General features: G+C 50.1%; 11 protein-coding genes. 3 read left to right on the top strand and 8 right to left on the bottom strand.

Annotated features, from left to right (window positions below; genetic code table 11):
- Positions 1-27 precede the first annotated feature (27 nt).
- Positions 28-1,212: a purine ribonucleoside efflux pump NepI gene (gene nepI, locus ACJHWK_RS14105; protein ID WP_001288558.1), complete on the bottom strand. Its 1,185-nt coding sequence runs from the start codon at positions 1,210-1,212 to the stop codon at positions 28-30.
- A 233-nt stretch (positions 1,213-1,445) separates the two neighbouring features.
- Between nepI and ACJHWK_RS14100 the strand changes: the two genes are divergently transcribed.
- The gene (locus ACJHWK_RS14100) at positions 1,446-1,799 is read left to right on the top strand and encodes a type II toxin-antitoxin system RelE/ParE family toxin (protein WP_170886081.1); all 354 of its coding nucleotides are present in this window, start codon (positions 1,446-1,448) and stop codon (positions 1,797-1,799) included.
- Positions 1,783-2,106 carry a helix-turn-helix domain-containing protein gene (locus ACJHWK_RS14095; protein ID WP_000125643.1) on the top strand — a complete coding sequence of 108 codons (324 nt, stop codon included), beginning with the start codon at positions 1,783-1,785 and terminating at the stop codon, positions 2,104-2,106. The genes ACJHWK_RS14100 and ACJHWK_RS14095 overlap by 17 nt, the downstream gene beginning before the upstream one ends.
- 115 nt (positions 2,107-2,221) lie before the next feature.
- On the opposite strand, the gene ACJHWK_RS14090 is transcribed toward ACJHWK_RS14095, so the two are convergent.
- The gene (locus ACJHWK_RS14090; protein ID WP_001295241.1) at positions 2,222-2,674 is read right to left on the bottom strand and encodes a DUF1198 domain-containing protein; all 453 of its coding nucleotides are present in this window, start codon (positions 2,672-2,674) and stop codon (positions 2,222-2,224) included.
- A 52-nt stretch (positions 2,675-2,726) separates the two neighbouring features.
- Entirely contained in the window at positions 2,727-4,061 is a 1,335-nt protein-coding gene (gene adeQ / locus ACJHWK_RS14085) for an adenine permease AdeQ (RefSeq protein WP_001586450.1), read from the bottom strand.
- 174 nt (positions 4,062-4,235) lie between these two features.
- Here adeQ and adeD point away from each other — a divergent pair, with 174 nt between their 5' ends.
- Positions 4,236-6,002 (top strand): adenine deaminase, encoded by a 1,767-nt coding sequence (gene adeD / locus ACJHWK_RS14080; RefSeq protein WP_001065714.1) that lies wholly within the window; start codon positions 4,236-4,238, stop codon positions 6,000-6,002.
- A 46-nt stretch (positions 6,003-6,048) separates the two neighbouring features.
- Here adeD and uhpT read toward each other — a convergent pair whose 3' ends face one another.
- The 5 genes from uhpT to ACJHWK_RS14055 form a co-directional block, all read right to left on the bottom strand.
- Entirely contained in the window at positions 6,049-7,440 is a 1,392-nt protein-coding gene (uhpT, locus tag ACJHWK_RS14075) for a hexose-6-phosphate:phosphate antiporter (RefSeq protein ID WP_000879194.1), read from the bottom strand.
- A gap of 255 nt (positions 7,441-7,695) precedes the next feature.
- Positions 7,696-9,015, bottom strand: coding sequence for an MFS transporter family glucose-6-phosphate receptor UhpC (uhpC, locus tag ACJHWK_RS14070; RefSeq protein WP_001301991.1), 1,320 nt, complete (start codon positions 9,013-9,015; stop codon positions 7,696-7,698).
- A 9-nt stretch (positions 9,016-9,024) separates the two neighbouring features.
- Positions 9,025-10,527, bottom strand: coding sequence for a signal transduction histidine-protein kinase/phosphatase UhpB (gene uhpB, locus ACJHWK_RS14065; protein ID WP_001521689.1), 1,503 nt, complete (start codon positions 10,525-10,527; stop codon positions 9,025-9,027).
- A complete protein-coding gene (uhpA, locus tag ACJHWK_RS14060) occupies positions 10,527-11,117 on the bottom strand; it encodes a transcriptional regulator UhpA (RefSeq protein WP_000633668.1) in 591 nt (196 codons plus the stop codon). Before uhpA ends, uhpB begins: the two co-directional genes overlap by 1 nt.
- A gap of 161 nt (positions 11,118-11,278) precedes the next feature.
- Entirely contained in the window at positions 11,279-12,742 is a 1,464-nt protein-coding gene (locus ACJHWK_RS14055; protein ID WP_410234860.1) for a hypothetical protein, read from the bottom strand.
- Positions 12,743-12,923: the final 181 nt, after the last annotated feature.

The following is a 12,923-nucleotide window of genomic DNA, read 5'->3' as shown; positions in this document are numbered from 1 at the left end:
CAGAGCAATAACCCTCCTGTAAATACGTTACTTCATTTTCACCTTTGCGGTGACCAATAACGCCGTCAGCAACATCAATGTGCCGGACAACATCAACGGCGAAGTCAGACCAATATTATCCAGCGCATAACCGCCGATTGCCGCGCCACAGGTATTAGCAAGCTGAATAACCGCCACCTGAATAGACCCGGCTTTTTCTGCCTGATCGGCCAGTGAGCGAGTGATCCACGTTGACCAGCCGACAGGAACCAATGCAAAAGTTAGCCCCCAGATAATCGCCACGCCGGTAGCAACGATTTTATCGCTTCCCCACAACGTCAGCACCAACGCACTCACAGCCAGTATTAACGGCGCGCCTGCTAAGGCCAGTTTTACCGAACGTTTAAGAATGAACGACGAAAGCGACGTACCAATAAAGCTGGCGATACCAAAACTCAACAGCACCAGCGTTAAGCCATCCACGCCGAATCCCGCCAGGTTCATATACACCGGGCGAATATACGTGAAGAAAGCAAACTGCCCGGCGAAAGACATGAAGATGGCGATCATCCCTGCCATCACACCCGGACGTTGTAATAAGCGGAAAGTATTTTGTTTCTGATGCGAGGGTTCGCCTGGCAGCGAAGGCAATGATTTGATAATCCAGAAAATACACAGCACGCCCATCACCGCCGCCGCATTAAAGACATTGCGCCAACCGATAAGCTCGCCTAAAAAACTGCCCAACGGTGCGGCAATCACCAGCGCAATAGAAACCGCGCCGAAGATCACCGACAGCGCCTTCGGCACCGTACGCGGCGGTACCAGACGCATGGTCAGCGACGCCGACATCGCCCAGAACCCGCCCAGCGCCAGCCCCAGACAGGCACGACCGATTAAAAGCAAACTGAATGAGTTAGCAAAGGAAACCAGCAAGCAGGAGAGCGTCAGCAAAACGGCAAACAAAATAACAACGTAGCGGCGGTCAGTGGCCTGAATTGTCTGGGTAATAAACAAACTGGCAAACATTGCCACAAAGGCGGTCACGGTCACCGATTGCCCGGCAACCCCTTCCGAAATGCCTAAATCCTGGGCCATTGGCGTCAACAAACTGACGGGCAAAAACTCAACGATAATCAGACAGGCGACGCAAAACGCCACCGAGAATACGGCTGACCAGTTCGGTCGGGTGATGACATCCGCGCCGCGGTTTTCGGCAATAAATTCACTCATGGTGTTACCCGTGGCATGTTTCAGGGGAAAAGCCGACCACTTTAACATTGAAATGTGTGACGCATTTAACGTTTTTGCAACTTTTACGGTGTTGTGGGAAAAGTTCGAGGCTGCTCGAAGAAATAAAAATCATAGGGCAAGGTGATATGTATTTTCGCGATTGTGTTGGGAACAAGGGATAAAGTATTGCACTTGGTGATATACTTTAATAACAGGACCTCAACGATATACGCGTGTTTAAAACCAAATGGTTTGCAAGGGAAGCCAGGTCTCATGCAATAACAGATGAAGAGTTGTGCCGTGCCATTTTAGAAACGGAACAAGGTAAAGCTGATGCACTTGGCGGTGGCGTTTTTAAAAAGCGCCTTCACCAAAATCGTGAGCGTGCAATTATTCTGGCAAAAGGGGGAAGCAATAGGTTTTACACGTTTTTATATGCAAAACAGGATATGTCGAACATCAATAGTCAGGAACTGGCTGGGTTTCGTGAACTTGCAAAGCATTATGCCTTCCTGACGAAAGCCCAACTAACAGCAATGATTAACACTAAAGAACTGACAGAGATCTGCTATGACTGCAAAAACTAAATTTAAAAGTCCTGCATTTGAGGCTATTCACAGCGCAGCGGCTGGATTGTCCAGCGTCGATGCTATTTCTGCTGAAACGATGCGTACTTTTGACAAAGCCTGCCTGACCAGCGTGCAAGACTTACAACCTGTTGAGATAAAAGCACTGCGGGAAAAATTAAAAGTGAGTCAGCCCGTCTTCGCTCACTATCTCAATACCAGCGTTTCAACTGTACAAAAATGGGAAAGTGGCGCTAAACGCCCCAATGGCATTTCATTAAAACTGCTCAGCATTGTGCAAAAACACGGGCTGGAGGTGCTGCTGTAAATAGAACGTAGATAATGCGTTCACCTACTGTCAGTTCCGATACCGGATGCGGCGTGAACGCCTTATCCACCCTACAGGTCAGGCGCGGTCTGTAGGCTGATAAGACGAAGCGGTTTTAATGCAGCCAGTGAACGCCCTCGGCAGGCTGAAAGAACGCGTTATAGCGCATCTGAAAAGCATTAATATCCTGCATTTCAGGTTCGGTTTCGCGCAGAAAACCCAGCGCCAGCCTGACCTGAGCATCGGTAATCGGCGCGGCAAGGCGGGCTTTTTGTAAAATCCGATGCCATTGCAGCAGGTTCTGTTCGCTACCATCGACAATGACAATTTGCCAGATGAGCAATACCTGCGCGGCGTTTTGCAGGTGCGACTCATCCGGGCGATGCAAATAACGTAAAAATTCGTCACCGGCTGACTTTCCCATTTGATCGACCATCGACTCCACGGGTACGACATCGATATTCAGCCGATCGCTGAGACGGCGAATCGCTTTTCTGGCCCCGGATGTCAGCACCCGAAAACCAACCACAAACACTACCGCCAGCGTGGCGAGCATTATCCAGATCATGAGTTCTCCTGCGTAATCAGAACTCATGATATCTGGAAACCCTCGCCAGTTACTAATCCACCAGAATAATCTTCAGTGCAAACAGAGCTGCGACCACCACCACACACAGGTTCAGATCGCGCCAGCGCCCGGTGCACACTTTCATGATGCAGTACGACATAAAGCCGAGTGCAATCCCTTCGGTGATCGAGAAAGTAAAGGGCATCATCACCGTGGTAATAAATGCGGGCACCGATTCGGTAAAATCATCCCAGTTAACGCGCGCCAGGCTCGAAGTCATCAGCACGCCAACAAAGATTAACGCTCCGGCGGTTGCGTAAGGAGGAACCATCGCCACCAGCGGTGAGAAGAACATAACCAACAGGAACATAACGCCGACCACAACCGCAGTCAGCCCCGTGCGACCACCGACTGCCACACCAGAAGTACTTTCAATATAGGCGGTAACAGACGAGGTGCCGATAAACGCGCCCGCCACCGAACTGACGCTATCAACATATAGCGCCTTATTCATATTGGGGAATTGACCGTTACTATCTATTAAGCCAGCTTTATCAGTTACACCAATTAATGTTCCTGACGAATCAAATAGGTTGATCAGCATAAAGGAGAAAATGATACCGGCGAGTTCAAGTGTTAACGCGCCGCTCAAATCTACTTCACCAATGACGCCGCTAATATCAGGCGGAATGGAATAGACGCCGCTAAAATGAACATCACCGAAAAATAAGCCACAGCAAGACGTCACCACAATAGAAACCAGCACCGCGGCATGAAAATGACGTGATGACAACACGGTTATAATAAAAAACCCTAAAATACCTAACAACACGCCGTGAGAACTTAAATCGCCAATCATCACCAGGGTGTCTTTATTGGCGACAATAACGCCAGTGTTTTTTAATCCCATTAAGGCAATAAATAATCCGATTCCGCTGGTGATACCAATACGTAAACTTAATGGAATGTTGGAGATCATCCAGTAACGGATACGAAACAGCGTGAGCAAAAATAGCCCAATTGCGCCCCAGAATATCGCGCCCATCCCGGTCTGCCAGGAGATACCCATCGCCCCCACGACCACGAACGCAAAGAAGGCGTTCAGCCCCATTGCCGGAGCCAGCGCCACGGGTAAGTTAGCAAATATCCCCATCGCAATACTGCCGATACCGGCAATCAAACAGGTGGTAACAAACACCACTTTCGGGTCCATTTGTGCCGCGCCGAGGATTTGCGGGTTCACAAAAACGATGTACACCATGGTTAAAAAAGTGGTCATCCCCGCAATCAATTCTGTGCGGACGGTGGTCCCATGCTGAGGTAGTTTAAATAATCGCGAAAGCGTCCCTGATTCATTACTCACGTAATCGGTATTGTCATTATTCATTTTTTTGTCCATTGGAGGAGATTTAATCCCTTGCTTTTGTAAAACAAATGACAACAACGGTTCAGTGATAATTATCACATTTCAATTGCACATTAATGGATATTCTTTAATAATCTCGCGACGTTTCTTTATGATAAATAATAATCAAATTGATAAAATCAAAATGAGAAAAATATGAATAATTCTATTAACCATAAATTTCATCACATTAGCCGGGCGGAATACCAGGAATTGTTAGCCGTTTCCCGTGGCGACGCTGTTGCCGATTATATTATTGATAATGTCTCTATTCTCGACCTGATCAATGGCGGAGAAATTTCCGGCCCAATTGTGATTAAAGGACGTTACATTGCTGGTGTTGGCGCAGAATACACTGATGCTCCGGCTTTGCAGCGGATTGATGCCCGCGGCGCAACGGCGGTGCCAGGGTTTATTGATGCTCACCTGCATATTGAATCCAGCATGATGACGCCGGTCACCTTTGAAACCGCTACCCTGCCGCGCGGCCTGACAACTGTTATTTGCGACCCTCATGAAATCGTCAACGTGATGGGCGAAGCCGGATTCGCCTGGTTTGCCCGCTGTGCCGAACAGGCAAGGCAAAACCAGTACTTACAGGTCAGCTCTTGCGTACCCGCCCTGGAAGGCTGCGATGTTAACGGTGCCAGTTTTACCCTTGAACAGATGCTCGCCTGGCGGGACCATCCGCAGGTTACCGGCCTTGCAGAAATGATGGACTACCCTGGCGTAATTAGCGGGCAGAATGCACTGCTCGATAAACTGGATGCATTTCGCCACCTGACACTGGACGGTCACTGCCCGGGTTTGGGTGGTAAAGCACTTAACGCCTATATTGCTGCGGGTATTGAAAACTGCCACGAAAGTTATCAGCTGGAAGAAGGACGCCGGAAATTACAACTCGGCATGTCGTTGATGATCCGCGAAGGGTCCGCTGCCCGCAATCTCAACGCACTGGCACCGTTGATCAACGAATTTAACAGCCCGCAATGCATGCTCTGTACTGATGACCGTAACCCGTGGGAGATCGCCCATGAAGGACACATCGATGCCTTAATTCGCCGCCTGATCGAACAACACAATGTGCCGCTGCATGTGGCATATCGCGTCGCCAGCTGGTCGACGGCGCGCCACTTTGGTCTGAATCACCTCGGCTTACTGGCACCCGGTAAGCAGGCTGATATCGTCCTGTTGAGCGATGCGCGTAAGGTCACGGTGCAGCAGGTACTGGTGAAAGGCGAACCGATTGACGCGCAAACCTTACAGGCGGAAGAGTCGGCGAGACTGGCACAATCCGCTCCGCCATATGGCAACACCATTGCCCGCCAGCCAGTTTCCGCCAGCGACTTTGCCCTGCAATTCACGCCCGGAAAACGCTATCGGGTAATTGACGTCATCCATAACGAATTGATTACGCACTCCCGCTCCAGCGTCTACAGCGAAAATGGTTTTGATCGCGATGATGTGTGCTTTATTGCCGTCCTTGAGCGTTACGGGCAACGTCTGGCTCCGGCTTGTGGTTTGCTCGGCGGCTTTGGTCTGAATGAAGGCGCGCTGGCTGCGACGGTCAGCCATGACAGCCATAATATTGTGGTGATCGGTCGCAGTGCCGAAGAGATGGCGCTGGCGGTCAATCAGGTGATTCAGGATGGCGGCGGGCTGTGCGTGGTACGTAACGGCCAGGTCCAAAGTCATCTGCCGTTACCCATTGCCGGGCTGATGAGCACCGACACGGCGCAGTCGCTGGCGGAGCAAATTGACGCCTTGAAAGCCGCCGCCCGTGAATGTGGTCCGTTACCGGATGAGCCGTTTATTCAGATGGCGTTTCTTTCTCTGCCAGTGATCCCCGCGCTGAAACTAACCAGTCAGGGGCTGTTTGATGGCGAGAAGTTTGCCTTCACCACGCTGGAAGTCACGGAATAATAAAAAAAAGCCCGGCGTCATGCCGGGCAAAAGTCACCAGTTACGTTTATGCCACTGTCAACTGCTGAATTTTTTTCTCGCGGCGGATTTTGCGTTCTTCCATCACCGCCACTATCGCCATCAGGCAGATACAACCAATCGCGGCGATATCCAGCGCAGCGAAGGTGCCTGCCCAGCCGGTAAGGCCGAATACCGGCGTTCCATCGGCAATCATTCCCAGACCTAACTTGGCAAAGCTGTCACCAATCAGGTAAGCGAAGGTGCCTTTAATACCATCGGCAGCGCCAATCGCTTTTTTAGGTACAAAGCCAACAGCAGCCACACCAATCAACAATTGCGGGCCAAAGACCAGGAAACCCAACGCAAAGAGAGAAGCCAGGTAGATATATTCGTTGCTGGCATGTTGATACACACCGAGCGTGGCGATAATCAGCGCCAGCGCGATGCAGGCCACCAGGCCACGGCGACCGTTCGCCAGGTCAGAGAGCCAGCCCCACAGCAGCGTACCGACCAGCGCACCAGCTTCAAACAGCGTAAAGCCCTGAATCGCCACCGCTTTAGAGAGTTTCAGTTCCTGGAACGCGTACACGGTTGACCACTGGTCGATACCAATACGCACCACATAGAGGAAAATGTTGGCGAAGCACAGTAGCCAGATCACTTTGTTTTTCAGCACATACTCAACAAAGATCTGCCACTTGGTCATATCGGTAGATTCTGTCTCTTTGTCCTCTTCGCTGATCTCCTCGCCGAACAGCTCTTCAGCTTTGCCGAGGCCATAAGATTCCGGGGAGTCGCTGCCGTAACGCAGGCCGATAAAACCGACAATCAGCGCGATAATCGACGGGAAAATAAACATGCCGATGACATGACCATCGAACAGGTAATTTGCGCCGAACAGCGCCACACCCGCTGCGCCTGCACCGCCAAGGTTGTGAGAAATGTTCCAGAAACCGAGGAATGTCCCGCGTTTACGACGCGGCGTCCATTTCGTGATGGTGGAGTAACTGCACGAACCGCCGGTACTCTGGAAAAAGCCGCTTAAGGCGTAGAAGGCAATCATCAGGAACAGGCTAACCGAGCCGCTGCCCATACTGGCGCTGAAGCCCAGCATACAAATGGCAGACAGGATCAGCATGAACGGCAGGAATTGTTTGGTGTTTTTGCCGTCGGCGTAGTAGGAAACCAGCGTTTTACCCACGCCATAAGTGATGGAGAAACCCAGGCCGATCATCCCCAGCTGCGTCATGCTCAACCCGTAGGTCGAGATCATGTCGTTCTGCGCGATGTTAAAGTTCTTGCGAATCAGGTACATCGTCAGGTAGCCGATAAAGACCACCAGGTAGGATTGCATGAACGGTTTGAACCACATTTTGCGCCGCACTTCGAGCGGAAGGTCCAGGGTCGGCTTGCGAACCTGGTTTAAGAAAGCCAGCATGGGTTACTCCTGATTTCCCTTCATACTTCAACCCGCAGGTGCCTTAGCTGCACGCATTCCTCCCGGTCACATAGTTCACTATGCTCCCGGGACTCACGCGTTTGCTGCGTTCCTGCAACTTGAATTATTTTGGGAAAGAATTAATGAATGATGGCATTGTAAAAATCAGCAGCAAATCAGGCCTGAGATAGCGTCCAGGCAAAACCTGGAAAATTTCTTAGTTTTGCCGGATATGAAGTGAAAAGGTGAGATGCATCACGCTTCTCGCGGTGTCTGGGCGTTCAAAAAGGGCAGTAACAGCAGTGCGGAAATCCCGGCGGCAATGGCGATAACTACAAAAAATCCGCTCCAGTGCCAGGTATCGAGCACTTTCGCCAGCGGCCAACCAGCAAGCGACGCCCCCAGATAAGCAAACAAGCCGACAAATCCCGTCGCCGCCCCTGCCGCCTCTTTGTGGGAACATTCTGCCGCCGCCATGCCGATTAACATCTGCGGGCCAAAGACAAAAAAACCAATGGTGAAGAAGCAGGTTGCCTGCATCACGTAGCTGGCAAATGGCATCAGCCACAGCGAGCCGACTGAAAGCAAAATTCCGGCAGCGAAAATCAAATTCATCGGCCCGCGGTTGCCGTTAAACAGTTTGTCCGAGCCCCAACCCGCTACCAGCGCACCGATAAATCCGCCCAGTTCAAACATTGTCACTGCCGTATTCGCCGTGACCAAATCGACGCCCAGCGTCTCGGACATATACAAATTGCCCCAGTCGTTGATTGCCGCCCGGACCACATAGACCAGCACATAGCAAAACGAAAGCAGCCAGATATACGGATTCAGCAACACATACTTGGTGAGGATCTCTTTACGCGTCAGCCCTGCCCCTTCTTGTTGTTGAGCAATCTCCAGCGCGTCGTGTCGCCATTCACCGACCGCTGGTAAACCTAACGCCTGCGGGCGATCGCGCAGCCGCCAGCAGAGAAAAATCCCCACGACGATCGCCATACAACCAGCAATCATCATCCCGGCACGCCAGCCGTAATGCAGCGCAGCTGCTGCCATCACAATGGGAATGAGCGCACCGCCAACGTTATGCGCCGTGTTCCATAATGCCCACCAACCGCCGCGCTCGGTACGAGAATACCAGGCCGTTAACAGACGCGCACACACCGGTGAACCCCAGCCCTGGAAAAAGGCGTTCAGCACCCAGAGCACGGCAAACGCCCATAGCGACGTCGAGAAGCCAAACAGAATGTTGATGATGCCCGTGGCGATAAGCCCTATCCCCATAAAATAACGGGCATTTGAGCGATCGCTGACAATGCCGGAGACAAACTTCGACACGCCGTAGGTAATGTAAAACAGGGTCGCTAACAGGCCGATATCGCTACGGCTGAGCACGCCATTAGCAAGGATTTCTGGTACGGCGGCGTTAAAACTTTTCCGCGTGAAGTAAAACAGCGCGTAACCCAGCCAGATGGTCAGCAGAATATGCCGACGCCAGTAACGATAGCGGGCATCAATTTCATGTTTATCAGTCATTAATGGCGCATCGGCAGGCGCTTTCAGAAACGGCAACATCATCAAACCTTAGACATAGCGTTGAGGTAGAGAAACGCTGACACGCGTGCCGTGCAGACAGGAAATGGTCAAGGTGCCGCCCAGCGCCGTTACGCGCTCGCGCATTCCGGTGAGGCCAAAACCTTGTTGCCCGCAACCCGGCGGTAAACCGCTGCCATCGTCTTCAATCACCAGCATCAACCGTTCATCCTGCTGCCAGCCTTGCAGGGTGACCGCGCTGGCATCGGCATGTTTCACAATGTTGTTCAGCCCTTCCTGGCAGACGCGAAACAACGTCACTCGCTGGTTTTCACTTAACGCTGATTCATCGATTCGCCATTCGAGATGGCTGACAATGCCGCGCCCTTCCAGCTCCATTTCCCGCATCAGTGAGCGGATGGCCTGCTCCAGGGTGAGATCATCCAACTGGCGCGGACGTAACCGACCTAACAAACGGCGCACCGCATCGTAAACGCCCAGCGACAGTTGTTCGATGAGCTGCCCGCTCTGCTTCACACTGGCGTTATCTGCCGCAAGTCGCTGGACAATGCCCGCTTGAGTACGAATAGCAGTGATGGTCTGACCGATATCATCGTGCAGCTCACGCGCCACGTCGCGGCGCACGCTCTCTTCAGTTTCTAACAAACGTTCAGCGAGATGCTGATTGCGCGCCAGTTCTTTTTGCAGCGACTGGTTAAGTTCACGCAACCGCTGGATACCTGCGCCCAGTAACAACCCTGTCAGACTTTGCACCAGCAGTGAGAGCAATAAATCCACCGGATGATCGCGCCAGGTTTGACTGGCGATCAGCGCGATGGCGTTCATCAACGTCGCAATCAGCGCCCCTTGCCAGCCGTAGTGCCAGGCCAGCGCGATAATCGGCAGCGCCAGACAGAATGGCGTAAAGCGCGACAGTTCGTCCGGCAATCCCAACTGGAGCCAGAGACTGATAACAAACAGCAGCAAGTACCAGACCAGATGCCGCCCGCGCCAGTTGATCGGTTGAGAAACTAACGACGGCCCGAGCGGCAGCCAGATGTTATTGGCGAGATAGTGCCAGAACACCAGACATATCGGGGCCAGCGTCAAGCCGCCAGTTAAAGTCAGCAACAGCGCATTCCACGACTCTTTGCCGTGCCAAAGCCAGGGCAGCGACTGCAACAACGCCGCCGCCGTCAGCGCCGCACCCTGTAACAGCAAGGTGCGCCAGTCACGTTGATGGCGATAGCGCGAGATCAGCGCCACGGGCAATAACGTCAGTAAACTACCGATCATCAATAAGGAGAAATGGGTTAAACCGACCGCCTGCGTTAGCCAGTAAATCAGCAGCCATTCCGCGCCCAGCAATACGGGCCAGTATCCGCGCGGGCATTGCAGCATTAGCCCCAGACGCAGACCAAACGGAAATAACAGCACCGCCATATCAGGGCGCTCAACCAGGTGCAGGCTGATACTCCACAGGCAAAACCATGCGGCAGAGAAGATAAAAAAGCAGGCAATAACGGTAATTAAGCGGGAGAACAACGTCTTCATCACCAGCCATCAAACATGCGGCGCGCCAGTTCAACGTCGTTACTGACGCCCAGTTTTTCCATCAGATTGGCGCGATGGACGTGTACCGTTTTCGGTGACAAGCCCAGTTCGGCGGCAATCTCTTTCACCGCCATTCCTTGCGCCAGTTTTTCCGCCACCTGGCGTTCACGTTTGGTTAGCGGGTCCTGGCGACCGGATGCCAGTTTAATGGCAATATCCGGCGTCAGATAACAGCCGCCCGTGGCAACCGTATGCACCGCAGCAATCAGTTCATCCGGGCTACAGCGTTTGGAGAGAAAGCCGCGCGCCCCCGCGTTAAGCGCCTGCTCAACCAGCGCCGGACTGTCATGAACAGAGAGCATAATCGTCGCCATACCTTTCGGCAGCTGGCTTAGCAGCTCCAGACCGGAGATATCAGGCATGGAGATATCGCAAATACACACCTGCACACCGCGCCCCGGCAACCCCGCCAGCGCCTCGCGCCCCGAACCAAACTCGGCAACTACTTGCAAATCAGGTTCCAGCCCCAGCAACTGCGCAAAGCCGGAGCGGACGATGAGGTGATCGTCTATAAGGGCAACGGTGATCATAATTGGGTCCTGGCGGATAAAAAACGCGCATACCTTAACGATAAGCGCGATGTTGTTCAAGTTGGATATGGGGTATGTATTGGCTTAATGATGTTGGGCTTATCGTCAAAACGCTTACCTGAAAGGTAAGCGTTTGGTACGTATTATTGAGAAAAAGCGAATTATTTGTAGGTTGCGATTGCAATATTGCCTGAAAAATTTCTCCTCCTGTTGCGGAAATCGTTTTCAGGTAACAAAGAGTCATCCAGAAACCTATAATCTTCAGCGGAACGCTCATTAAGAGAGTCATCCACTGAGTCGTTATGAATATAATCCTCACCGTATGTTCGATAAATGAAATTAGCAATATTAAAATCGTTACCAGCTTCATTTATTTCGGCTTTTACAATATAATGAGTTTGTGTAAATGTATGCAGTGAAAAGTCAGCAAAAAGAAAATGTGTTTTTCCCATCAAAGCACAAAACCCTGGGTTACTATTAAACCCGGCAGAAATAGAATTGCTTGCCTGTATTGCATTAATATCCCCCCTATCAAGCGCGACAGGAAATGCCTGTGAACAAGCATAATACAGGTTACCTATTCCTGAAATACTGGAGAGGCAAGAAATAATATTTTCTCTGGTTTTTTTCTCAACACCATCTTTCTGTAGAGAGTTTCTCACAATATTACATTCATCTGGCGTAAATACAATTTCACTAAAAAGTTTTTCGAAATCTTTATATTTTCTAACACCTCCATGACCAGACAAAGCCATGGTTTTACTCCTCAGTAATTCATGGATAGTGCTATTTATTTTAACTCCACAACATGCAATAAATGAGCTAGCCTCTCCAACATGTCTTGATGCATCAGCAAGAAGTGCACTAAACTCTCCCTCCCGAACATCTAGTTTTTTTATGTCTGATTTATAACTACAATCATCTGGAATTAATTTATCTGGAATCAATTCATATTGGATTGATTTATCTGGAGTTGATTGAGTTTGTTCATATAACGCTTTTTTTAATTGGTGCTCAGCATCAGTAACTCCACTGCTGAGTTCATTTTTAAAATTATTATTAACAACTTCTAACTTAAGAGCATTTGCAGCAACTGTTACTTTTGAGAGTTGATACTTTTCCAATACATCGTGCTCTGATAATAACCCTATAAACTCTTTCACATTTCGACCACTAAAATCCCTATCCCTACTCTTTTTTTCCAAACTCTTGCCATTTAACTCACGATACACATCAGTGACTTTAAATTTATCACTGCCGGTCTGCTCAATTTTTATATAGCTATCCATGCCTGTGGTAGCGATCCATGTTTTATAATTCGCATTCGCTGATTCAGGCGTAACATGAAAATAAGAAACCAATTTACCACTGATATCATGCCGATAGATATGAAAAGAATCTAAAATGTATAATAATATATTTCGGAAAACTTCACGAAAAGTGGCATCTTTAGATAATGTTCTACAATTATCGAGCAGGCCGCTTTGCTCCATCGCATCAAATGCAGCAATATTACCCTCGATACTATCTCTTAGACTCTGGCTAAGACCCTGACTCTGACTCTGAAACTGGCTATTATCATTCTCTGTTTCCGTTGGATATGAATAACTCGTCACACTAACCATAGTAACCTCGCAATATGACACTTTGCATATTTTGACATTGTTAGAAGTATCAATGGCTAGCATGATAAATATCTCAATGCTAACCGCTATATTTCATTTATTTCAATAATAAGACTATAGTGCCGTTAATTTTTATCGATTTCCCCAATGCAATTGCATCACTAACACCACTTATTCACTA

The organism is Escherichia sp. WS547 (assembly GCF_046486065.1).
In the GTDB taxonomy this organism is placed as follows: domain Bacteria; phylum Pseudomonadota; class Gammaproteobacteria; order Enterobacterales; family Enterobacteriaceae; genus Escherichia; species Escherichia coli.
Note: the sequence above shows the minus strand (reverse complement) of the source record. Positions and strands in the feature narration are given on the sequence as shown.